Genomic DNA, 23,778 nt, shown 5'->3' with positions numbered 1-23,778 from the left:
ATTCTGCTCTGGGAAAAAGATCATTCTTCGGACTCCATCAGGCCAACCACAAAGGTCATGATGGTGCCAAGAACGGCAAGATAGACGCCAATGTCAAAAATCAGCGGTGTGGACAGCTTCAGGTAGGCTTCACCGGGCAGCGGTAAGTCCCACCAGTGGGCTGTCAGCATGGGTTGGCCTGAGAAAAATGCTGGTAGTGTGGATGCCAGCCCCATCAGCAGGCCGGCGGCCAGCAGGTCTCTCGGGCCAACCCGAAGAAGCCGACGGGTGGCTTCCGCGCCAAAGGCAAAGGCATAGAGCACAAACGCACCAGAGGCAACCAGCCCACCAATGAACCCGCCACCGGGCTCATCGTGACCACGGAAAAGCAGGAAAATCGAGAACATCAGTTGCAGCGGCATGATTAGCAAGGCCGCGGTATGCAGAATCATGGTGTTGGATTTCATGGCTTGTGCTGATCCTCCGCTTTCAGTTTCAGCATGGAGAACACGCCCAGGGCAGCCAGTGCCAGCACGAAGATCTCACCCAAGGTGTCCAGTGCCCGGAAGTCCACCAGAATCACGTTCACAATGTTCCGGCCATAGGCCAGGGGGGCACTGTTCTCAACGTAATAGGAAGAGATGGATTCGAAGTACTGAATGTCCAGCACCGCCAGAATCATCAGGGTGATAACAACGCCACCGAAGATTGCCACCGCCAGATCCCGATAACGCTGGAAAGGTGTAGACAGGTTGACGAACTCCGGAAGCTTGAACAGAACCAGAACCAGCAGGATCACTGTCAGGGTTTCCACCAGTAGCTGGGTGATGCCCAGGTCCGGTGCGCTGAACAGGATGAACGTGAGTGCTACGCCAAAGCCCAGAACCCCCATGGACGCCACGGAGCCCAGGCGGGAATGGGTGCCGCTGGCAAACGCCGCAGACGCGACCAGCAAGAGCGCAATGCCCCATTCATAAAAGTGGCTGTCGGCCAGGTTAAGTGTGAAATGCACGCCATACTGGTCCAGCATGGTGTAGCCCGCCAGACCAAAGGTAACGGCAACCATAACCAGCATGTAGATGCCCAGTACACCGTTCTGCAGCATCCGGGTCTGCCAACTTGCCACTACGGTAATCCATTCCATGAACTTGAAGTAGCCCGCCTCCGGGCCGACACGACCGCCTGCGTAGTTAATGGCGTATAGTGTTGGCTGAATGCGCGGCCAGGCCTTGAACAGCAACAGGCCAACGACCAGGCTGGCTGCGGAGAGCATCAGCGGTGCGTTAATGCCATGCCAGAGGGCCAGGTAGAAATCCACCGGGCTGCCATATACCGAGGCAACCGCAGCGGTCATCAGGGCATTCTCCGGGATGAAGGGCAGCAGGCCGAAAACCAGTGCGATAATGGTCAGCACCGCTGGGCCGATGAGCATGCCAAACGGTGCCTCGTGAGGCGTTTTCGGCGTATCTCCCTTGGCGCCAAAGAAGGGTTTGATAGCAACCAGACCCGCTACGCCAACGATCAGCATGGCAGAGGCAACCGTCACGAAGAGCAGCACACCACTCCAGACCGGCGCGTCAATCAGCGCTTCGAGCATCAACTCTTTGGCAATAAAGCCGAACAGTGGAGGCAGGCCTGCGAGGGACAGGGCTGCGAAGGCGGCAATAGTCGCTGTCGCGGGCATGGATTTGCGCAAGCCACCCATCAGCGTGATGTCTTTGGTGCCGGTTTCATGATCCAGGGCACCGGCGAGCATGAACAGCGCGCCTTTATATAGGGAGTGGGCCACCAGGAAACAGATAAAGGCGGTCATGGCCAGTTCTGTGCCAACACCGATCAGCATGGTCAGGGTGCCAAGGGCCATCACGGTTGAATAGGCCAGAATCTTCTTGATGCCGGTACTGCCAAACGCGAGCCAGGCACCGGTAAACATGGTGGCAGCGCCGAAGCCCATCAGCATCAGGCTCCACAGCTCACCTTCACCCAGTGAGGGGTTCAGCCGGGCCATCAAATAAACGCCGGCCTTGACCATGGTGGCGGAGTGCAGGAAAGCGGAGACCGGAGTCGGCGCCGCCATGGCGTTTGGCAGCCAGAAATGGAAGGGCACCTGCGCCGACTTGGTAAAGGTGCCCGCGAGTATGCAAAGCACGGCACCCGTGTAGAAAACATGCTGATGCAGTGGCTCACTGGATGCCAGGATTTCCGCGAGGGAGTAGCTGCCAGTCATTATGGCCAGCATGATCAGCCCGGCCATCAGCGCCAGGCCGCCGGCCACTGTCACAAACAGACCCTGCAATGCACACTTTCGGGCATCCAGATCTTCGTGGTTGAAGCCAATCAGCATGTAAGAGGTGATGCTGGTCAGCTCCCAGAACACAAACAAGGTAATCAGGTTGTCCGAAAGCACAAGCCCGAGCATCGATGCCATGAACGACAGCATGATCACATAGAAGCGGGCCAGATACTTGTGGCCGGCAAGGTAAGAACCGGCATAGATCAGAATAAACGTACCGATACCGCTGATCAGTAAGGCAAACGTCAGCGAGAGGCCATCAACAAGAAAGTTCAGGGAGATATCGAGGCCTGGCAGCCACTGATACTCCAGCAGCACCGGCCCATCCTGAACCTGAGAAAGAAAGGTGCTGAAGTAAACCGCAAGGCTTGCCGGCAAAAGTGCCAGCACCCACCCAATGTATTTGCCCGCAACCCGGTGTAGGAAAGGGGCGGCAATTGCCAGCAAAAAGCCGGATAACACAGCTAACAGCATGTGCGTCAAAGCTCCATTTGGGCACCGCGGCGATATGCCGACACCGGGGTGCAGGATATTCATTGATAGGGAATATCTATGGTTTAGCCCTTTATAGGTGCCAGAAAGACTATCTGACAGATTGATCAAAGGCAAGGTAAACCGTGCTCCGCAACCGGTGCCGTCTGACGGTAAATAAAGCAGAAGGTTCCCGCCGGGTAATACCTTGGTCGTAGAGGGTGTGCTAATCTCAGTCAGCGTTCATTCATCACACTCTGGCGACCTGTATCATGACTGCGAATTACCCTAACTTGCTGAAACCGCTCGACCTTGGCTTCACCGAGCTGAAGAATCGTGTGCTTATGGGTTCCATGCACACCGGGTTGGAAGACCGTTTCTGGAATATTCACAAGTTTGCCCGGTATTTTGCTGAACGCGCCGAGGGTGGCGTTGGCCTTATGGTAACGGGAGGCTTTTCGCCCAACCTGGTTGGCCAGCTGGCGCCGTTGGCATCAACGATGAATAACCGGGCAACGGCGCTGTTGCATCGCCATGTGACCGGTGCAGTGCACGAGGCGGGCGGGAAGATCTGCCTCCAGTTACTGCACGCTGGCCGGTATGGTTACCAGCCGCTGATTGTGTCCGCCTCGGCAACCAAGGCGCCGATCAGCCCGTTCAAGGCTCGGGCCCTGTCGACCAAGGGCGTTGAGCGGCAGATCAACGATTTCGTCAACGCCGCCAAGCTGGCCAAATTCGCCGGCTATGACGGCGTTGAAGTGATGGGCTCCGAAGGCTACTTCATCAACCAGTTCCTGTGCGAACGTACCAACAATCGAACTGACAAGTGGGGCGGGCCCTACGAGAATCGCATGCGCCTGCCGGTGGAGATCGTGCGCCGCATGCGTGAGGCCGTAGGGCCGGAGTTCATCATCATCTACCGGTTGTCCATGCTGGACCTGGTGGAGGGCGGCCAGACCTGGGACCAGATCGTGACGCTGGGCAAAGCCATTGAACAAGCCGGTGCCACCATCATCAATACCGGGATTGGCTGGCACGAGGCCCGGGTTCCCACCATTGTCACTTCGGTGCCCCGCGGTGGCTTTGCCGATGTTACGGCCAAGTTCTACGGCGAGGTGGACATTCCGGTGTGCACCACCAACCGCATCAACACGCCGGAAAAAGGCGAAGAGATCCTTGCCGCCGGCAAGGCTGACATGGTGTCTATGGCTCGCCCGTTACTGGCCGACAGCGAGTTTGTCCGCAAGGCAGAGCAGGGGCGTAGCGATGAAATCAACACCTGTATCGCCTGCAACCAGGCCTGCCTGGACCATGTGTTCCAGGCCAAGCGCGCTTCATGCCTCGTTAATCCCCGGGCCTGTTACGAAACTGAACTGGTGCTTACCGTTGCCCCGGTGGTGAGGCGGGTGGCCGTGGTCGGTGCCGGGCCGGCGGGCCTGGCAGCGGCAACCACCGCCGCCAAACGTGGCCACAAGGTGACCCTGTTCGAAGCCGACAACAAAATTGGTGGCCAGTTTAATTACGCCAAGCGCATACCCGGCAAGGAAGAGTTTTACGAGACCCTGCGCTACTTCCAGCGCCAGATAGAGTTGCTGGAGATTGACCTTAAGCTTGAAACCCGTGTGGAGGCTTCAGACCTTGTTGAGCAGGGCTTTGACGATGTCATCGTTGCCACCGGCGTAAAACCCCGGACACCAAAGATTGACGGCATCGACCATCCGAAGGTGCTGGGTTATCTCGACGTGCTTCGCCATAACAAACCGGTGGGCAAGACCGTTGCAGTGATCGGAGCTGGCGGCATCGGCTTTGATGTCAGCGAGTTCCTGACTCACGACTTTGGCAAACAGCCCGAGGGCGAGCAGGTGAGTGTGGCCGACTGGCAGGCCGAGTGGGGTGTGAACCCTGCGTTTGAGGGCCCCGGCGGCCTGGCGGAGCGGGAGGCAACCGCGTCTCCCCGCAAGATTTACCTGATGCAACGCAAAACAGGAAAAGTAGGCGCCGGCCTGGGTAAAACCTCAGGTTGGGTGCACCGCAGCAGCCTGAAGCACCGGGACGTGGAGATGCTCAGAGGATGCCGTTACGACCGCATTGATGACCAGGGGCTGCATATCACCCTGACAGACAAGGATGGCAAATCCGGAGAGAGCAAAGTGTTGCCGGTGGATAACGTGATCATCTGCGCGGGCCAGGAGTCCTATCGGGAGCTTTTTGATCAGCTTACGCAGGGGGGAGTCAAAGCGCACCTGATCGGCGGGGCTGATCTGGCGGAAGAACTGGATGCCAAGCGCGCCATCCGGCAGGGTACCGAAGTGGCTGCCTCTCTTTAGTCAGGCTGACAGGAAACGTCAGCAGGTGACCATAAATGGCATTTGGTAGTCGTCTGGAGTAAAGAGGGCTACCGAATGGATTTCAGGGCGTTGGAGATGGCCTCTGCCTCGGCTTGCAGTACCTGGCAGCGAAGGCTGTTACCCTGCTGCAGGGCGTGCTCTACCTGCTTGCGCTTCATGTCGTAGAGACGGCTGAGAATATCGGCCTGGCTTTGCTTCAGTGACGTGTTCATGTGAACGACCTCCCCGCAGGGGTTGGCTATGTCAGAATTATTTACGTAAAACGGCAAAAAACCGCCTACTCACTTATTCTGATGCATAACCCGGGCCAGCCGAATACTACCAAAGACGCAATCCAACCCGGAATGCTCCGACTAACGGCTGAATTTTGCCCGATAGGCCCCCGGAGCAAGCCCTGTATGCTTGCGAAATAGCCGGCTGAACGAACTGACATCCTCATACCCCACGGCCCGGGTAATCGCCTCCAGCCCGAGACGTGAAGACTCCAACTGTCGACGAGCCTCCTCCACCCTGAGCAGTTGCAGATAGGTCGAGGGAGCATCCCCCGTCGCCTGCTGAAAGCGCCGTAACAGCGACCGCTCCGACATTCCCTCGGCATCGGCCAGAGCCGCCAAAGACACCGGCTCCCGAAAATGCGCCTCCAGCCAATCCTGTACCCGAAGCACTGCCAAATCAGAATGATACCGCTTGGCCTGCAACACACTGTAAGGCGCCTGGCTGGTACGCCCGGCATCAATCACAAACGCCTTCGCCAACTCCCGAGCCACCTGCGCCCCGGCAAGCCGTTCCACCAGATACACCCCCAAATCCCACCAGGCCATACCGCCCCCGGCACAGGCCACAGGCCCGTCCACCGTCACCAGCTTCTCCGGGAGCAACTTCACCTCCGGAAACCGCCGCCGGAACTGATCCCCGAACCCCCAATGGGTCGTCGCCTCCCGTCCATCCAGCAAGCCTGCGGCCGCCAACAAAAACGCCCCGGTACAATTACTCGCCACCCGAACCTGACCTTCCGGCACCGCCCGAAACTGCGTTAGCCATTTAACCAGTGCCTGATTGCCGGCCAGAATTTCATCAATTGGTGCACCGATGGTCGGAATGATCAGCAAATCATCAAGTCCAAGCCCGTCCACCTCCTGCCAGGACCCATCTGCAAGCAACGTCACCCCATTAATACACCGACAGGGCTCCCCGCTCTCCGTCAGCAACCGGGTGTTAAAGAGCGTGTGGGGTTGCTCTCCGTGAATCCGCGCCCAGGTAACCCCGGCAAGGCGGAACAAGTCGATGATCCCGGTGATGGCACTGGCGAGAGCCCCGTTGAAGCCGATGATAGTGACGGTTTTCAAGGAAACTGTTCCTCTATGGAGGGTGGAAGCATGATTCGGAATGGCATGACGGCAGCCTCCCAATCAGGCCATTGGCGTGGGAGATCCCTTCCGGGAGTGTGCGCAGCAGGGAAGCTGCGCTCAAGCCCCCACGGACGGGTCCACGGCGTCTCCCGGAAGGGATCTCCCGCGACAGTGGCCGTCTTGCCAACTCCCTCTGGCGTCGATCACCGGTCAGAGTGGCGGATTCAACCAAGAATAAGTCAGAAATGACAATTCCAACAACCGCAGAGACTGTGAGACGCTAGAGGCAATAAACAGGAGACCAAGAATGACCGACACCCTGATCGATCGCCGCGACCTGGCATTCCAGCTCTACGAAGTGATGAACACCGAAGCCCTCACCGAACGTGAGCGTTTCAGCGAACACAGCAAAGACACCTTCGACGCCGTCATCGAAACCGCCGACAAAATGGCGAAAGAAAAATTCGCCAACCACAACAGCGCTGCTGACAAAGACGAGCCCAGATTCGTCAACGGCCAGGTCGAGATGCTGCCAGACGTCAAACAGGCCTTCGACGCCTACGCCGAAGCCGGCTTCCTCGCCGGCCGCTACGACTACGACCTTGGCGGCATGCAACTGCCGGAATCCGTCATGGCCGCCTGCAACGGCTTCTTCACCGCTGCCAACCCAGGCACCGCCGGCTACCCATTCCTGACCACCGCCGCCGCCAACCTTATCCGCGTATTTGGCAACGACGAGCAGAAGGAAAAATTCCTGCCCAACATGCTCAGTGGCCGCTACAGCGGCACCATGGCCCTGACCGAGCCCCACGCCGGCTCCAGCCTGGCGGACATCCGCACCTCCGCCACGCCCACCGACGACGGCCACTACCTGATCAAAGGCGCCAAGATCTACATCTCCGGCGGTGAACAGAGCATCACCGAAAACATCGTTCACATGGTACTGGCGAAAATCAAAGGCGCCCCGGCCGGTGTGAAAGGCATCTCCCTGTTTATCGTCCCGAAATTCCGCGTCGACGAAAACGGCAACCCGGGCGAACGCAACGGCGTCAGCCTCGCCGGCCTGATTCACAAGCTCGGCTACCGAGGCACCACCTCCACCGCCCTGAGCTTCGGCGACGACGCCCCCTGCCACGGTTATCTGGTGGGCGAACCCCATCAGGGCTTGAAATACATGTTCCAGATGATGAACGAAGCGCGCATTGGCGTTGGCTTTGGCGCTGCCGTGATCGGCTACCGGGGTTACATGCACAGCCTGGAATACGCCAAAGACCGCCTGCAGGGCCGCAAAGCCAGCGAAAAGAACCCTGAAAGCCCGCAAGTGCCGATCATCGACCACGCAGACGTGCGCCGCATGCTGCTGGCCCAGAAAGCCTACAGCGAAGGCGGCCTGGCGCTGTGCCTGTATGGTGCCCGCCTGATGGACGACCAGCACACCCACCCGGATGAGCAGAAACGAATGGAAGCCGGCAAATTGCTGGACCTGCTCACCCCGGTGATCAAAGCCTGGCCTTCTGAATACGGCCCCAAAGCCAACGACCTGGCGATTCAGGTCTACGGCGGCGCCGGCTACACCCGCGAATACCCGGTGGAACAATGCTGGCGCGACAACCGCCTGAACCCGATACACGAAGGCACCAACGGCATCCAGGCCCTGGACCTGCTGGGCCGCAAGATCTGGCAGGACCAGAGCCATGGCCTGCAGTTGCTGATGCAGGAAATGCAGGTGGATCTGCAGGCGGCCACCACCGACCGTTGCCAGCAGTGGGCATTGTCCCTCAGTGAAACCCTGCAGCAGGCGGTGAAAGTCACCCAAAGCCTGGGTAAATCCCTGATGGGTGGCGAAGTCGACAAAACCCTCGCTAACGCCAGCTGCTACCTGCACCTGTTTGGTCACATCATCGTCGCCTGGATGTGGTTGCGGCAGGCCAATGCGGCTGCCAACGCTCTGGCGTCTGCCAACAGCGACAGCGAACGCAATTTCTACCAGGGCAAACTCCAGGCCGCCCAGTACTTCTTCCACTGGGAATTACCCACTGTGGCTCAGGATCTGGTGTTGCTGCGCAATCAGGATGATACGTGTCTGAATATGAAGGCCGACTGGTTCTAGTTCTGGAGTCTTGGTCCTGTTCGTAGCCTGCCTGTTTTGGTGGTAAGCACGTTCGGCCGGTGGGCCTTTCCGGGACACGCCCACGAGTACGTCCCTGTAGGCTCGTTTCGGGCCGTCCATGGCCCTCAACGGTCCCGGAAAGGCCCACCGGCCGAACGCGCCCGAGCACTGGTGCATTTCGCAGGCTCTGCAGACGTAGGAATTAAGTCATCAAAAACTGACCGAAAGCAGCACTTAATATTTAAGCATTACTGCCAAGTTTGAGGCACGAGCGACGGGTAGAGCTTTCCGGGACTGTCTGCAGCAGGGATGCTGCAGTCAAGCGTACAGGGACGTATTCACAGCGTGTCCCGGAAAGCTCTACCCGTTGATCGTGCGAGCACCCAAACAAACAGGCTAGGCGCCCAAAGCAGAGGAAAACGCCAATGTCACTGGTAAACATAGAAAAACAAGGCCACATCCTGAAAATAGGCCTGAACCGCCCGGAAAAAATGAACGCCATGAACCGGGCCATGTACCACGAAATCGCTGCCGCCTATTTTCAGCTCCAGAACGACCCGGAACTGCGAGTGGCCGTGATGTATGCCGAAGGCGACCACTTCACCAGCGGCCTGCAACTGGACGACTGGGCCGGCGTGTTCGCTAACGGCAAAGGTATCGAACCTGGCGAAGGTGAACTCGACCCGTTCCACATCACCGGAGAAGGCCTCACCAAACCTGTGGTCTTCGCCGCTCAGGGCATCTGCTTCACCTGTGGCGTCGAAATGATGCTCAACACCGACATCCGCGTAGCCGCCAAAGGCACTCGCTTCGCCCAGCTGGAAGTTAAACGCGGCATATTCGCCTGCGGCGGCGCCACCATCCGCCTGCAGCGTGAAATCGGCTGGGGCAATGCCCAGCGTTATCTGCTCACCGGCGACGAATGGACCGCCGAACAGGCTTACCAGTGGGGCCTGATCCAGGAACTGGTCGAACCCGGTGAACAGTTCAATAAAGCCATGGAAATCGCCGAAAGGATCGCCAAAGCGGCTCCGTTAGGCGTTCAGGGCAGCCTGAAATCGTCCAAGATTGCCGTGTCCGACGGCCAGGAAGTGGCCAAGGAACGCCTGTTCCCGGAGCTGCGCCCGGTCATGGCCAGTGAAGATGTCAAAGAAGGAATCCAGTCATTCCTGGAAAGAAGGGAAGCGGTGTTCAAAGGTAAATAGCTGGATTGGCCCGTCATTCAAAATCTCGTCCGTAGCGAATCGTAGGATCAACGACTATCCCACGGAAGCGAAAGCGGCGAGTTGGGGCCACCCTTCCGGGAGTGTGCGCAGCAGGGATGATGCGCTCAAGCCCCCATGGATGGGTTCACGGCGTCTCCCGGAAGGGTGGCCCCAACCCTAAGCCGGCACCATAACCAACAGGCTAGGGCAGGCAATCAAACCAATAAATCAGTCAGACCTCAGGCCGCTTCAGACTCAGAAGAAGCATCAGCCCGCCGAGCCACTGCCTCCGCCGCCACCTTCGCAGCGTAGTCAGCATATCGGGCCATCAACTCCTCCTTGCGATCCGGATCCCAGTTGATCTTCGACAGATCCCCCTCGTAGTGATCAATCACCCGCTTATCCATCATCTCGTACCACCACTGTGGCAGATAAGCCGGCAACAACATCGACGCATAACCACCCGGCAACTGCGGCGCCTTCTCAAAATGCCTCAACGCCTGATAACTCCGGGTCGGGTGCGCGTGATGGTCTGAATGCCGCTGCAGCTGATACAGGAACAGGTTGGTCACCACATGGTTACTGTTCCAGCTATGTTCCGGCTGAGTCCGCTGGTACTTTCCGTTTTCGTCTTTCTGGCGCAGCAGGCCATAGTGTTCAATGTAATTCACACTCTCCAGCAGGCTCGCACCGTACACCGCCTGCGCCGCAAGGAAGGGCACCGCCCTCGGGCCACAGATCAGCGTAGTCGCACCAAAGAATCCGGCACTCATCGCCCAGCCCTGCAGCAACTCATTGTCCAGGCTCCAGAAACTCTTGCCCTTCCGCTCAAGCCGCGCCTTCTCGATCTTGACGGCTGACTTCATACCGCCAAACACCGTGCGCGGCAGGAACTTCCAGAAACTCTCGCCCATCCGGCTGCTGGCCGGGTCTTCCGGGGTGGCTACTCGCTTGTGGTGCCCGAAATTGTGCTCAACCACGAAATGGGTGTAGCCGGTGGGCGCCAGTGCCGCCATGGCCATCAGTTTATTCAGCTTGTTGGACTTGTGGCCCAGTTCGTGGGCGGTATTGATGCCTACACCGTTGATAGCACCCACGGTCAGGGTCAGGCCGATCTTGTCTTCAAGGGGCGTTTTCTTGCGGCTGGCAAGCCAGGCGCCCATAAAGGTCATGGCGTACTGGGTGGGTATAAACGCCTTCACAATGCGGTCGTAGTACTTGTCCTGCTCCAGGGACTTCACTGCTGATTCAGGCGGGTTGCTCTTGTCCTCACCGATGGCGCGGTCCAGTGCGGGAATGATGCCATGCACCAGGGCCGGACCAGTCCAAGCCAGGGCCTTGAGTTTCTTCGGGGCCAGGGCATAGCCTGTTAACGCCGCCAGGCCGATGCCGGGAAGCGCGGGCCCGAGCAGCCACATATAACGCTTCGGGTCTTTCCAGGTGGTTGCTTCGCCGGTGGCGGGCGCGTCGGCAGCCTGAGTAACCGTTTCGTTGATCTGGTGGGAGTCCGGGGACCCTTTCACTTTGGCATTCATGTCTGACTCTCCGTGGTGTACTTGGGTTATTGTTTTATCAATTTATGTCTGACAATCTTGCAGTTCAACAGTCGTCTTTGGTTGGTGGTGACGTTGGCCCTGAATGACAACATTCTTCGATAAGGTATCAAGAGAACTGACCCAGGCAGGCGTATCCGGATTGCTCTATTGGTCTGTCGTGTCAGGTGGCAAGACACGTGGTTGTGGTCCAGACTTCTTTGCAACAAGAACAACAGGGAAGAAACTATGAGTGCCTCTAATCCGTCGTCATCTGTTATTTCCTGGAGCGTACAGGAAAGGCTTCGCGAATACGTGCGGTCACGGCAACTGGCCGAGATCGTGTATCGGGACCCGGCAGGGCAGATATGCGTGGTGCATGAAGTCATCCGCGACCTCCTGAGCCGCGCCGGTCATGACTTTCTGGTATTGGGGAAAGGTAAAGTGGTCGGCGTGGAGCATGTCATCATGGTGGACGGCCAGCGGTTAACCAAAGAGTAATCGGCAGGTAATTGCTATCTAAAGCGCATCGGCCCTACTCTGTTGGTGTCGTAAACATGTATCAACAGAGGGATATGTTATGAACAAGCTCACACTGAGCGCACTGGCTTTGGTTGCAACTTTTGGTCTGGCAGCCTGCAGTTCTGAAAGCGACGAAGGTGCGGATTTTGAGCGAGCGGGCGAGAACGCCGGCGAGATGATGGATGATGCCACCGATTCAGCCGAAGAAACCTGGGAAAACGCCACGGGTCAGGATGAAAGTGCCTGGGGCGAGATGAAGGAAGGCGCCGAAGAAGCCGGTGAAGAAATGGGCGAAGCAGCCGATGAAGCCGGTGATGCCATGGAAGAGGGTTATGACGAGATGGTGCAGTAATCTCGAAGTTGCTGGGTCGGCAAGGCGCACTTATGTGCCTTGCCGCTTTACTGGATGTTGATTTGCGTCAACGTATTACCAGAGGAAAGTGATCAGTGCATACCTCACGCCCGATGTAACAGGCTTTACTCCATGTAGTAAGCTCCCGGAAAAGACAAGCGCACTGCCTGCCCCAGGACGGTAAAGATCCGTTGAGTACTCTGGGAAATACAGCTCGCCACCTTCAAAGTCAGTGTTCAGGTTAATTGACAAAGCCAAGCGCCGATGCCTCACCTCCTCCGCGACGTTATCCCGATGCAAACCGAAACAGCCGTTGTCGGTCGATTTGTAGGCCACAACTTTGTAGCCCTCAAACCGAGTGGGCTTGAAGTGGAATGATCGTGTAATCGCTGGTATCAATCCTCGTGCTATTTCGGCAGTAAGCTGCTGTATCAGGCCCTGATCGATTAGCGGATGATCCCAGCGAGACTTGACACGGGGATCGACTTTTAGCTTCTGCTCGCTGCCGATACCTCGATTTATTCTGCTCTCGAAGTTATCCGATTGATGCATTTCAATCAGTGCCAGGGATAGGTCTGGCTCGATGATCGAGTCTGCGAATAGAACCGGTGCCGCTCCCGTGACGATGCGCCCCACCTCTCTTAATGGCGCAACCTGCATTGCCACCTCTTCCAGTAACTCAGGCGAGGGGGTATCGAAGATCTTTTCTATCCTCAATCTTGAAGTCAGTAACACAGCTTTCGTCGCCGTGGAGGCGTTTGCATCCAGCTTTTCACAAAGGCGTTCAGGTAAATTAATGACTGGGCCACCACTTGGACCTAAGCGGGACTTGCCGAACACTAAGATTGTGAGGTTGGCATTTTCCATCCTCTCCAGTGCTTCAAACCTCTGTGGAGAGGCACTGATGATGAGCAGGGCAGGCTTCCCGCAATATTGTTCGTAGAAAAGCCTGTTTGCTCCACCCACCGCCGGCAATACAAAATCTGGAAATGGCTCACCAGCGCGTAACTTCATTGAAACTCCCTGAGTCGCGATTTTGTTATCTACTCGCCTATTGTCCTGTTTATACGTGACAAAAGCTTTGCAGCCGCTGTCATAAATATGACCAGTACTTGCAATCACATCGTCAACCAAACGCAATGATTAATAGCGACCATCAGGTTTCCGAAACATAACTCGAAAAGAGAGAGAAACCATGGATAAGCGTAATCTCAACCCCGTTCATCAAGACCCAGGTTACGAGCCTGAGTGTAATAACTCCGGCAATCGCACCTTCGGCTCTATTCTTGAGGCCCGTCTCGCCCGTCGTGGCGTTTTGAAAGGCGGTCTTGCAGCTGCCGTTGCAGGCGTTTTTGGCGGGGCAGCTCTGACTGGGTGCGGAGGTTCAAGCTCCTCTGGCGGTACGGGCGGTTCGACAACGGCGCCTGACCTTGTAGGCTTTAAGGCTGTTCCCGTGAGTGAGGCAGACTCCATTGTCGTGCCTGAAGGATATTCTGCTCGTGTGATTGGCGCCTGGGGCGACCCGATCTTGTCTAACGAGGGCGTTTTCCCTGAGTTTTCACTGGATAATTCCGGTGCCGATCAGGCGGCCCAGATCGGCTCCCACCACGACGGTATGCATTACTTCCCGATTGAGGGGAGCTCGGAAGATGGTTTGCTTGTCCTGAACCACGAATACATCGAACCCCGCTTCATGCATCAAGCTGCCCAAGGTCAGAACTTCGGCAGCGGTTCTTTCCCGATGATTGATGAGTCAACCCGGGATACCGATCAGGTGCTTCGTGAAATGAATGCGCACGGTGTATCCGTGTACCGGGTGCAGCGTGATGCCAGCGGTGTGTGGGCGCCTGTGCAAGGAGATTCGTTCAATCGTCGGATCACCGCCCTGACCGCGATGGAAATTTCCGGGCCCGTCCGGGGTTCTGATTTTGTCAAAACCCAGTTCAGCCCGGCCGGTACCGAAACCCGTGGAACCCTGAACAACTGTGCCCATGGCGTAACACCCTGGAACACTTATATGATGTCTGAGGAGAATTGGGCGGGTTACTTCCTCAATACCGCTGAACAGCCGGATTCCCAGAGTCGCTACGGTGTTCGTTCCTCAGGTTCGTCCCGCTATGCGTGGGAACTGGCTCAGAGCGGCGAAGAGCAGTACACCCGATTTAACGCCACTCCATCCGGCGCGTCCGCAACGGATGACTTCCGTAATGAACCCCATTGCTTTGGCTGGATGGTGGAGTTCGATCCGTTCGATTCGGCCTCCAAACCGGTCAAACGCACGGCGTTGGGTCGCTTTGCCCACGAAGGGGTCGTCTTTGCTCCTGCAATCGAGGGTCAGCCGGTTGTCTGTTACTCCGGTGATGACGCGCGCTTTGAGTACATCTACAAGTTCGTTAGCGCCCAGCCCTATCATGCCGCTACGGCCGGTGGACACCTTTTGGATTCTGGTACCTTATACGTCGCCAAGTTTAACGAAGACGGCACCGGCGAGTGGATTCCCCTGGTCTTTGGCTTGGGTGAGTTGACTGCTGAGAATGGCTTCAGCAGCCAGGCGGATGTGTTGGTACGCACACGCTCTGCTGCCGATGCGGTCGGTGCTACAAAAATGGACCGTCCTGAGTGGGGGGCAGTAGATCCAAACACCCGCGAGGTGTACTTCACACTGACCAACAACTCCCGCCGGGAAGAGAGTGATGAAGCTAACCCGCGTGCTGCCAATCCCTGGGGACATATCATTCGCTGGCAGGAAGGAAATGACTCTGGCACTGCCATGGTATTCAACTGGGATATCTTCCTGCTGGCTGGTCCTGAGGACGATTCGGAGTTTCAGAATGCCGGTCTGGATGATGATCAGAAATTTGTTAACCCCGATGGCCTTTGGTTCGACGCAGATTCCCGTCTGTGGATCCAGACCGACATCAGTGAGAGCGTCCAGAACAGTGGCGATTTTGCCCAGTTCGGTAATAACCAGATGCTGGCTGCAGACCCGGTCAATGGCGTTTTGCGCCGATTCCTGACAGGCCCTATTGGCCAGGAAATCACCGGCGTTGTCACCACCCCGGACCAGCGCACAATGTTTATCAACGTGCAGCACCCTGGCGCAACAACAAGCCGTGATGATTTTGAGAACGGCAACCTGATCAGCCACTGGCCAGACGGCGGAAACAGTATTCCGCGTTCTGCCACGGTGGTGATCACAAAGGATGACGGTGGCAAGATCGGCAGCTAACGCTCCGTCACGTTCCGCCCTGAAACCCGCGCCCTTGTGGCGCGGTTTTTTTTGTTACAGATTTCTATGAAAGTGCCGATAAATTGATCAGGGAGCCAATAGTGGCATCCAGAATCCACTAAAGTAGCAGTTATTAACCTGAATCATTTCTTTACTCTCAACGCTGGCCTTAAATAACAAAATGTTTGCGTACGCAATGATAAAGAAGAGGGCACCATGGGCTTACTCGATCGCGCTGCAATTATTTGGGGGGTGGGCATTGCTGTTGCGCTCGGCATTGTCTGTCTGTGGGTGGCACCGTTGTTAGGACTGGATGCGGCCTCGATGCTGATTGGTCTGGTGCTTGGCCTGGTGGTGGCCGCCGGTTATCTGATTGTGCGGGTACTGGAGCCGATCGAGAAAGGTATTGCCGGCCTGAACGATGGCTCGCTTGCGGAAGATCACCCCCTGAGAGCCCAATGCCAGCAGTTGCTGGAGGACGCCCGTGCCGGCAAGGCGCTGGTTGAAACCTTGTCTGACAGTGCCGACAAGAACGCCATTTCCGCCGCCGAAGTGTCCTACGCGGCGGATCAGGTGAAAAAACGCCTTGACCGGCAGGTGGAAGAAACCGCCCAGATGGCCGATTACGCTGGCAAGATAACCGAGTCTGTTCGTGAGTCGTCCGAACAGGCCACCAACGCCGCCACCATGGCGTTGCAGAACCGGGAAGTCAGCGTTGAGGGGCGCCAGGCGTTGGTTTCCGCCATTGAAAGTGTCCGGATTGTGCATCAGCAGTCGGGCGAGAATCTCAGCCTGATTCAGGCTCTGAACGAAAAGTCCACCAAGATCCAGGGCGTTACCTCTACCATCCAGGGCATTGCTGAGCAGACCAACCTGCTGGCCCTGAACGCCGCTATCGAAGCAGCGCGGGCCGGTGATCAGGGCCGGGGCTTTGCGGTGGTGGCGGATGAGGTTCGACAGCTGGCGGGGCGCACTGCACAAGCGACCAGCGAAGTGGCGGAAACCCTGGAAGAAATCCAGGGCGATACTTCCCTGATCGTTGCCCGAATTGAGGACCTGGCCCGCTCCGTGGAGCAGGGGCTGACATCCGTTGAAAGCGTTGGCGCGCAGCTGGATCTGATTCGCGACCAATCCGACCGGGTGCAGCAGCAGGTTGCCCGTATTGCAGAGATTGACCAGGCCAATGAGCAGAGTCTGGAACAGGTGTTCTCTGTCATTGAATCGGTGCGAGATCATATTGCTGAAAGCGACAGCAGTGTGGCTTCTCTGGCGGGCCAGGCGGCTACCCTGATGGAACTGGCGGAAAACGCCAATGCCTCGTTTGCGTTGAACAGTAGCCAAAGTTACCACCGATCGTTCTTTGATCAGGCGCGTGCGGGAGCCGCCCAGATCGGTGAGCTTTTTGAGCAGGCCATTCAGCAGGGCAAACTGAGCGAATCGGCCCTATTCGAGAAGAAACGAGAGTCGATCCCGAACACCAACCCCCAGCAATACAGCAGCGCCTTCGACCGTTTCACTGACCAGGTGCTGCCAGCGGTGCAGGAGAGCATCAAGAATTCCCACGATGCCATCGTCTTCTCCATTGCCTGCGCCCCGGATGGCTACGTGCCAACCCACAATCGGGATTTTGCCCACCCGCCCACCGGTAACCCCGAAGTGGATCTGGTGAAAAGCCGGAGCAAGCGACTGTTCAATGATCGCACCGGTATTCGTTGTGGCAGTCACACTCAGGACATGCTGTTGCAAACCTACCGGCGCGATACCGGTGAGATCATGCATGACCTGTCGGTGCCCATCTATGTCAACGGCAAGCACTGGGGTGGTTTCCGGATAGGTTACCGGCCTTCCGGGCACTGAGGTTCGCTGCTATGCTGCGGGTTTGGTTGAAAGGAGTTGCCCGTGGCTGAGCCTGAGTTTATTCCCGCCGAATCAAATCAGAACAAACCGCAGGGGGCGGATTCCGCCCGCAACCTGGCGATTATTGTCTATATTCTGCAGGGACTGGCATTCTTTCTTGGCGGGATCACTGCGCTGGTCGGGGTGATCATCAACTACGTCAAGATGGATGAGGTGCGTGGCACCTGGATTGAGCCCCATTTTCGCTGGCAGATCCGCACCTTCTGGATTGGCCTGCTGTGGCTGGTGATCGGCACCCTTACCCTGATGGTGATTATTGGCTGGTTTATCCTTCTGGGGATGGCCATCTGGGTGATCTATCGCATTGTTAAAGGCGCCCTGGCGCTGAACGACGGCAAGGCACCCGAGTAACGGGACGCTCAGTCTTCGGTGACCTCTTTCAGGCGCAGGGCGCTGACCATTCCGGTAAAGCCCATCAGCCCCAGCACGATAATCACCGCGATGTCTGAAATCAGCGACAGCGCGGCGGTCAGCCCCCCGGTTACCAGCAGCAGAACCCCGATCACCGTATTGCTGACGGCGGTATAATCTGTGCGTTTGTTGCCTCCGGCCATATCCACCAGGTAGGTTTTACGCCCCAGGCGCACGCCGGCATGGGCGATGCTCAGAACAAAGAATGCGGCGGGGTAGAACCAGGCACCACCTACACCCGGCCCGAAGATCAAGGCACTGAAGCCCACCAACAGGCAGACGGCGCTGGCCATGGCTGCGCCCCGTATGATGACCCGCCGGCTTGAGGTATCTGCCGCCCAGCCCCAGAAACTGGCACTGACCGAGCTGGCCAGGCTACTGGCCAACAGAAACACCCCAAGCATCCAGCCGACATCCGATTGCTTCTGCGCCAGCACTACGAAATAGGGCGACGCCAAGGCCGAGCATAGCAGCAGGGCACGGGTTACCACGAAGTGGCGAAAGGGCGCATCGTCTCTCAGCAGCGACAAACTCTGAATGGCTTCGGTCATGGCATTGTTGCCGCCGCCGGTTTCACCGGGGAATTCTTCCACACTGGCAAACAGAAAACCGGCGATCACCCACAGCACCGCAGCGAGCAGCAGAAGCAGGCTGTAGAACCCGAGGGTTGGATCGCCACGATCCCAGAACAGAAGAGCGGTCATGGCGACCGTCAGGGAGCCGCCAATGGTGGTGGCAAGGCCAGACAACCGGCCTCGACGGGTTTTCGGGATGCACTTGCCCTGAACGTCTTTCATCGCCACTGAGCAAAAGCCCCGGGCCAGGGAGAACACCACCAACCCTGCAATGATGCCCATGCCGGCGGCATAACCTTCCAGAAACCAGACGCTGGCGGCCATACCAACCACGCTGACCGATTGCCCGAAGCTACCCAACGTCCAGAACCACTTGCGCACCGCCTTGCGCCGAACCCAGGCGGCAATCACCATTTGTGGCACCATGGAACCGGATTCCCGTATCGGCACCAGCCAGGCCACCAGGGCAGGGGCACCGACGGCGCTCATCATCCACGCCAGAACGGTTTTCGGGCTGATCAGAAGGTCGCCGAGCTTGGTCAAAACATTGGCCGCAAGAATCAGAAAGAAATTCCTGGGTACCTCCCGACAGGCCTCCTCGGGAATGTCTTTGCAGACCCTGGCGTCTTCTTCGTTAGCGATGAGGGCATACAGCTGGTCAACGGGGGCGTTACTCTGGCCAGGCAAGGTTGTTCTCCTTATTTCACAAGAGCGCAAGCATAGCAGGTTGCCGTGTGCCTGATCACCGGCTTGGAGGGTGCAAGTGCCACGCTGCGGGCTTCCAGCAGGGTTGCCTGGGCCCGGCAGGTGATGCTTAATGGGCGCCTGAGATCAGGAGCCCGATATGCTGAGTTACCTTCACGCCTTTCACGCTGGCAACTTTGCCGATGTGCAAAAACACGCTGCCCTCACGCTGGCGCTGGCCATGATGCAGGCGAAAAAGACCCCGATTGCCTGTTTTGATACCCACGCCGGCAGTGCGATGTACGATCTGGCCAGCGACCGGGCCAGGAAAACGGCGGAGGCCGACAGCGGAATCCAGCGATTGTGGGCCATGCGCCAGAGGCTGGCGTCAATGGACTGGCGCCCGATGCTGGAGGTGTTGGCACGTCATAATGGTGCTGGTGAAACCCTGGCCCATTATCCCGGTTCTCCCGCCTGGTTTGCGGAATTTGCCCGCCCTGGTGATTCCGTGACGGCCTTTGAACTGCACCCGTCCGAGGGGCGAGCCCTGGAAATCTGGGCTCGTGATGCCGGTGTCCGGGTGCTGCAGCAGGATGGACTGGCAGGACTGGTCCGACAGTTGCCGCCGCCCCAGCCAAGACTGCTGACCCTGATCGATCCCTCCTATGAGATCAAAGACGATTACCAGCAGGTTTCGGATACTTTGCACAAGGCATGGAAAAAATGCCGTCACGGGGTCTATCTTATCTGGTATCCCATCCTGACCAGCGGATTGGAGCAGCGCCTGATCAGCGAGCTGGAAAAAGGCGACGTGCGCAAGATCCTGCGCCATGAGGTGCGGCTGGATCAACCGCCGGAGCGCGGCATGGTCGGTTCAGGTTTGTTGGTGGTGAATCCGCCCTGGGGCTTTGAACAACGCTTCATGGCTATGATGGATGATGTGCAGGGCGACGCAGGGCTTGGCTTATCTCAGTCCCTGAGCTGGCTGGTTCCGGAATAATCTGGCGGGAGTATCGCATTGGCGAATGACGTTGTAGAAGACCACCCGTATCTGCCTGGCGGACTGATTGCGCTGGACCAATGGAAAACCCCTGAGACCTCGGTTCAGAAAACCATCCGCGGCGCCTTTCGGGACATTCTTGACCAGTTGAGAGCCGGTATCAGCCCGGAGGAGCAGGCATTCCAGAGCCTGGATGATCTGCCGATGCTGTCTGGGGATCGGCTGAAGGAATTTGCACCGGAACCGGATGCCGCATTGCTGGCGCAGGTATTGGTGGACCAGTTCGATCAGCTACACCGTGACGGAGCCAGCCATCGCGAGGTGAACTTTGTGGTGGCGCCTCCGTTTTCCGGGGTGAAGGAAGCCCTCCGCTGCCTGTCCCGGAGAGTGCTGACACCTCCGGATAACCTGTTGATGACAGAGCAGGACGCTGGTGCCTGGTGGGATGAACAACTGTCCGGCGGCGACTGGGTGATTCCGGAACTTGCGGATTTCTGGCTCAGGCATCCGGGCGGGCTGAATCTGCTTCGGGAACTCTTCGCTCGCATCGCGCTGGACCATGCCGGTAATGGCATGGTTGGCTGTTCCAGCTGGTGCTGGCAGTTCTGGCGCCAGTATTCACCGGAGCTCAGCCTGGCACCTTACACCCTGGCGCCGCTGACTGGTGAGCAATTGACCCGGTGGCTGGATTACCTGGCGTCCGGCCAGGGAGAGCAGCAGGTTACTGCCAGAATGACCCGCGATGGGTTGTATGTTCTGCCGGCACCCGGGCAGGACTCTGACCTGAAATACAGCAGCTTTAACCAGGACCTGGCAACCCTTGCTCGGGGCAACCGGGGTGTGGCGCTCGCTATCTGGCAACGTACCTTGCGGGCCCGGCCCGAGAAAGACGATGAAGACTCGGGCAAGGAAGTTGTCCGGCTGGCCGGGCGTCGGTGCTGGGTTGCTCCGCTGGATCAGATCAGCCTGCCCTCGGTGCCTGCGAGTGCCGGGCGACAGCCGAGCCACATTCTGCATGCCTTGTTGTTGCACGACGGCCTTGATACCGAGCAGGTGGCATTGGTGACCGGGCTACAGAAACAGGATATTGCCTTGACTCTGGACCGGCTAATCCGGTCCGAGCTGGTTGGCCGAGCACCTGAATCGGATGTGTATCGGGTCACCCCACTGGGGTACTCCGCCGTTCGCAAGAACCTTCAGGCCCGGGGCTATCCCGTGGATGGTTTCTAGGAGATCTGGATGGGCGATTTCGGTTTCAAGGAGACATTTGCTTCGATCACTACTGACGCGTTGCTGAATGCATTGATGGTGGTGATACTGGCATCTTTAGTGATCATGCTGGTGCAGAAGCTGCTTCCGGCCCTCGCGGGGAAGCTCGGGGGCAAACTCAGGCTTTACCTGCTGGCGTCAGTACCGCTTCTGCGGTTACTGATTATTGTGCTGACCATTGTGACGGTGGTGCCCATCCTGGTGGAGCCGTCTTTTGAGAACATGGTGGCAATTTTCGGGGCCCTGGGCCTGGCGCTGGGGTTTGCCTTCAAGGATTACGCCAACAGTCTGATCGCGGGCATTGTGACCCTCTATGAGATGCCTTATCGCCCGGGGGACTGGATTGAGGTGAACGGTCGGTACGGTGAGGTGAGGTCGATCGGTACTCGGGCAGCGGAGATTGTCACCCTGGATGACACCGTGATCGTGATTCCCCACAGCCTGTTGTGGAATACCCTGCTGGCGAACGGCAATGACGGCACCGACAACCTGATGTGTGTGGCCGAGCTGCACCTGGACCCAAACCACAACGTGGCGCGGATGCAGCAGCTGTTTCGGGACGTGGTGTTTACCTGCCCGTTGACCAAAACCTATCAGCCGGTGATTGTGACCGTTTCCGCCACCGACGACGCCATGCGCTATCGCCTCAAGGCCTACCCATTGGAGCCCAGGGAGCAGAGCCGGTTTATCTCGGATCTGACTGCCAGGGCGGCCGATGTCTGCGCCCGGGAAGGCGTTCGGATGGTGTCAAAACGGGTGACAGACGCAGCCTAGCGCTGCGTCCATCCGTCCACAAATTCCAAAAGGGCACGGCCGGTTTCACCGGTCTGTTCAAGGTATTTGTCCCGTACCGGCAGGCTGGCTTGCCGGAATCGTTCCCGCTCCTCCTGGTTAAGCCGGATTACCTGAATTCCGCCGGTTTCCACCATGCGCTCCAGTCGCTGCTGATTAAGGGCTTCCTGGCTGTCCCAGGCGAACTCCGCCAGATCCCGCACCGCCTCGTTCAGCCAGGTGCGTTCCTGTTCGGGCAGGTTGTTGTACCACTGCTGATTAGACACGATCGAGGCGACAAAATAGGATGCCTGTGCCATGGTGAGGGTGGTCTGCACCTCGTGGAAGTCCATTTCCTCAATGGCAAACACCGGGTTGGTCTGGCCGTCGATCTTGCGTAGCTGAAGGTCACTGTAGACTTGGGAATAGGGCGTCTGAACCGGCTCCGCCCCGTACGCACGGTAAGCCTCGGCAGCCATGTTGGACGTCATCGTACGGATGCGCAGGCCCTGGAAGTCGTCTGGCGAGCGCAGGGGCTGATTGGCGGTCCAGGTCATCCAGCCTTCCGAAATAAAGCCCAGTAATTGCAGGCCGGTTTGCTGGTAGGGCTGCTGGAACTGTGAGATCAACTCCGGATCTTCCAGCAACTGCCGCGCGGCTTCCGGTTGCTCGGGCATAAGAAAGTGCAGGTTGAAAATGCCAGATTCCGGAACCGTGTCGGCCAGGTGGCCGGGTGAGGCAAAGGCCAGGTTCACCGAGCCATTGCGGGCCAGCTCGGTGAGCTGGGTGGATGTTCCCAGAGAACCATAGGGAAAAACATCCACTTCAATGCGGCCGTCGGAAAGTTCCTCAATGTGAGCCCGGAACGTCTCCGCGTACTGATGCTGCACGCTCCCCTCGATTTCCTCCAGGGCAAAACGCCAGGTAATCGGATATTTCTCCGAGATGGTTTGCTGGCTGCTTTGGTCGCCGGGTGACGGGTCGTCGGAACATCCGGAAAGCATCGCGGTGCAGGCTGCCAGTGCCAGCCAGTGGCGGACGTGGTTTTTGATCATAGCGGGCGGACTCCGGTCCGGAAAGATGAAAAGCTGTCGGTTTCTCCTGACGGAAAAGGTACCACAAGATAGCTCAGGAGGCAGATCCGGAGGGGGCAATATCACCGGGCAGGAAATAAAAAGCCCCGCCTGGGGCGGGGCTGAAGGACGAACCGGTTTGCAGGGTTCGTTTACATCATTGAGTCAACGCGGTTACGTACTTCCGGGTTGCTGCTGTAAGCCGTTGCGATGGCGTTATAGGTCGGAATATCCATGCCGACTTCCTCGATCACGCCCACCATCTTGTCGTTGGCTTCCATTTGCAGTTCCTGGGCCTCTTGCTGGGAATCGGCCGCTTCAATCTTGGCAATGTAGTCCTCACGAACTTCCATTACGCCGGATTGCGCTTCCACGAACTGCTGCAGCTCGGAATCGCTGTAGTTGGCATCCTGAGCATTCTGGGCCGCTGGGTCTGCGTATTCAGCGCCTTGCTGAGCATCTTGCTGGGCAATGGCAGGTGCAGCCGCGAGCATGGCCAGGGAAGCGGTCATGGAAATCAGCAGTTTATTCATAAACAAGCTCCTTGAGGTTTGGCAGAAATTTGAGAAGTTCTGCCGGTTTGTGAAACACGCAATAGACTTAACAAGTGCTGTGCCAACTTTCGAAAATAAATATAAAGTCAATAAAAACAGCATCTTGAGTTGATTCCAGCATTACGTTCGGGTAA

The 23,778-nt window shown here is 57.7% G+C and carries 20 protein-coding genes; 11 read left to right on the top strand and 9 right to left on the bottom strand.

Annotated features, from left to right (window positions below; genetic code table 11):
• Positions 1-20: 20 nt before the first annotated feature.
• Both RVM24_RS10875 and RVM24_RS10870 read right to left on the bottom strand, forming a co-directional pair.
• On the bottom strand, positions 21-446 hold the full coding sequence (locus RVM24_RS10875) for a Na+/H+ antiporter subunit B (RefSeq protein WP_061333098.1): 426 nt from the start codon (positions 444-446) through the stop codon (positions 21-23).
• Positions 443-2,746 carry a putative monovalent cation/H+ antiporter subunit A gene (locus RVM24_RS10870; RefSeq protein WP_374812378.1) on the bottom strand — a complete coding sequence of 768 codons (2,304 nt, stop codon included), beginning with the start codon at positions 2,744-2,746 and terminating at the stop codon, positions 443-445. Before RVM24_RS10870 ends, RVM24_RS10875 begins: the two co-directional genes overlap by 4 nt.
• A 269-nt stretch (positions 2,747-3,015) precedes the next feature.
• Here RVM24_RS10870 and RVM24_RS10865 point away from each other — a divergent pair, with 269 nt between their 5' ends.
• Positions 3,016-5,070 carry an FAD-dependent oxidoreductase gene (locus RVM24_RS10865; RefSeq protein WP_374812376.1) on the top strand — a complete coding sequence of 685 codons (2,055 nt, stop codon included), beginning with the start codon at positions 3,016-3,018 and terminating at the stop codon, positions 5,068-5,070.
• A gap of 68 nt (positions 5,071-5,138) precedes the next feature.
• On the opposite strand, the gene RVM24_RS10860 is transcribed toward RVM24_RS10865, so the two are convergent.
• Entirely contained in the window at positions 5,139-5,303 is a 165-nt protein-coding gene (locus RVM24_RS10860; protein WP_167392899.1) for a hypothetical protein, read from the bottom strand.
• Between the two features lie 141 nt (positions 5,304-5,444).
• Positions 5,445-6,437 carry a GlxA family transcriptional regulator gene (locus tag RVM24_RS10855; RefSeq protein ID WP_374812374.1) on the bottom strand — a complete coding sequence of 331 codons (993 nt, stop codon included), beginning with the start codon at positions 6,435-6,437 and terminating at the stop codon, positions 5,445-5,447.
• A 310-nt stretch (positions 6,438-6,747) separates the two neighbouring features.
• Between RVM24_RS10855 and RVM24_RS10850 the strand changes: the two genes are divergently transcribed.
• Both RVM24_RS10850 and RVM24_RS10845 read left to right on the top strand, forming a co-directional pair.
• Positions 6,748-8,550 (top strand): acyl-CoA dehydrogenase, encoded by a 1,803-nt coding sequence (locus RVM24_RS10850; protein ID WP_374812372.1) that lies wholly within the window; start codon positions 6,748-6,750, stop codon positions 8,548-8,550.
• Positions 8,551-8,975: 425 nt separating this feature from the next.
• The gene (locus tag RVM24_RS10845; RefSeq protein WP_374812370.1) at positions 8,976-9,755 is read left to right on the top strand and encodes a crotonase/enoyl-CoA hydratase family protein; all 780 of its coding nucleotides are present in this window, start codon (positions 8,976-8,978) and stop codon (positions 9,753-9,755) included.
• A 239-nt stretch (positions 9,756-9,994) separates the two neighbouring features.
• On the opposite strand, the gene RVM24_RS10840 is transcribed toward RVM24_RS10845, so the two are convergent.
• A complete protein-coding gene (locus RVM24_RS10840) occupies positions 9,995-11,290 on the bottom strand; it encodes an alkane 1-monooxygenase (protein ID WP_374812368.1) in 1,296 nt (431 codons plus the stop codon).
• A gap of 246 nt (positions 11,291-11,536) precedes the next feature.
• Between RVM24_RS10840 and RVM24_RS10835 the strand changes: the two genes are divergently transcribed.
• Complete coding sequence (locus RVM24_RS10835) at positions 11,537-11,788, top strand: hypothetical protein (protein WP_374812366.1); 252 nt, start codon at positions 11,537-11,539, stop codon at positions 11,786-11,788.
• A gap of 79 nt (positions 11,789-11,867) precedes the next feature.
• Entirely contained in the window at positions 11,868-12,161 is a 294-nt protein-coding gene (locus tag RVM24_RS10830) for a hypothetical protein (protein ID WP_374812365.1), read from the top strand.
• Positions 12,162-12,236: 75 nt separating this feature from the next.
• Here the strand turns inward: RVM24_RS10830 and RVM24_RS10825 are convergent, their stop codons facing one another.
• Positions 12,237-13,175, bottom strand: a complete 939-nt coding sequence (locus RVM24_RS10825; protein ID WP_374812363.1) for a 2OG-Fe(II) oxygenase family protein — start codon at positions 13,173-13,175, stop codon at positions 12,237-12,239.
• A 181-nt stretch (positions 13,176-13,356) separates the two neighbouring features.
• Here RVM24_RS10825 and RVM24_RS10820 point away from each other — a divergent pair, with 181 nt between their 5' ends.
• The 3 genes from RVM24_RS10820 (at position 13,357) to RVM24_RS10810 (ending at position 17,658) form a co-directional block, all read left to right on the top strand.
• A complete protein-coding gene (locus RVM24_RS10820; RefSeq protein ID WP_106694947.1) occupies positions 13,357-15,390 on the top strand; it encodes a PhoX family protein in 2,034 nt (677 codons plus the stop codon).
• Positions 15,391-15,606: 216 nt separating this feature from the next.
• Complete coding sequence (locus RVM24_RS10815) at positions 15,607-17,247, top strand: methyl-accepting chemotaxis protein (protein WP_374812362.1); 1,641 nt, start codon at positions 15,607-15,609, stop codon at positions 17,245-17,247.
• 42 nt (positions 17,248-17,289) lie between these two features.
• On the top strand, positions 17,290-17,658 hold the full coding sequence (locus tag RVM24_RS10810) for a DUF4870 family protein (RefSeq protein ID WP_374812361.1): 369 nt from the start codon (positions 17,290-17,292) through the stop codon (positions 17,656-17,658).
• A gap of 8 nt (positions 17,659-17,666) precedes the next feature.
• On the opposite strand, the gene RVM24_RS10805 is transcribed toward RVM24_RS10810, so the two are convergent.
• A complete protein-coding gene (locus RVM24_RS10805) occupies positions 17,667-18,980 on the bottom strand; it encodes an MFS transporter (protein WP_374812360.1) in 1,314 nt (437 codons plus the stop codon).
• A gap of 157 nt (positions 18,981-19,137) precedes the next feature.
• Between RVM24_RS10805 and RVM24_RS10800 the strand changes: the two genes are divergently transcribed.
• Genes RVM24_RS10800 through RVM24_RS10790 form a run of 3 tightly spaced genes read left to right on the top strand, consistent with a single transcriptional unit; the run spans position 19,138 to position 22,020 of the window.
• Positions 19,138-19,977, top strand: coding sequence for a 23S rRNA (adenine(2030)-N(6))-methyltransferase RlmJ (locus RVM24_RS10800; RefSeq protein ID WP_106694951.1), 840 nt, complete (start codon positions 19,138-19,140; stop codon positions 19,975-19,977).
• 18 nt (positions 19,978-19,995) lie between these two features.
• Positions 19,996-21,207: a hypothetical protein gene (locus RVM24_RS10795; RefSeq protein ID WP_058092129.1), complete on the top strand. Its 1,212-nt coding sequence runs from the start codon at positions 19,996-19,998 to the stop codon at positions 21,205-21,207.
• Positions 21,208-21,216: 9 nt separating this feature from the next.
• Complete coding sequence (locus RVM24_RS10790; protein ID WP_106694953.1) at positions 21,217-22,020, top strand: mechanosensitive ion channel family protein; 804 nt, start codon at positions 21,217-21,219, stop codon at positions 22,018-22,020.
• On the opposite strand, the gene dctP is transcribed toward RVM24_RS10790, so the two are convergent.
• Together dctP and RVM24_RS10780 are read right to left on the bottom strand one after the other, a co-directional pair.
• The gene (gene dctP, locus RVM24_RS10785; RefSeq protein WP_374812356.1) at positions 22,017-23,072 is read right to left on the bottom strand and encodes a TRAP transporter substrate-binding protein DctP; all 1,056 of its coding nucleotides are present in this window, start codon (positions 23,070-23,072) and stop codon (positions 22,017-22,019) included. The two genes, RVM24_RS10790 and dctP, sit on opposite strands and share 4 nt — an antisense overlap.
• 170 nt (positions 23,073-23,242) lie before the next feature.
• Complete coding sequence (locus RVM24_RS10780) at positions 23,243-23,623, bottom strand: DUF4168 domain-containing protein (RefSeq protein ID WP_374812354.1); 381 nt, start codon at positions 23,621-23,623, stop codon at positions 23,243-23,245.
• Positions 23,624-23,778: the final 155 nt, after the last annotated feature.

The sequence above is a fragment of the Marinobacter sp. KM021 genome, assembly GCF_050707965.1.
Classification (GTDB): Bacteria; Pseudomonadota; Gammaproteobacteria; order Pseudomonadales; family Oleiphilaceae; genus Marinobacter; species Marinobacter shengliensis.
The sequence above is the reverse complement of the archived record's forward strand: the minus strand, read 5'-3'. Positions and strand labels throughout refer to the sequence as shown.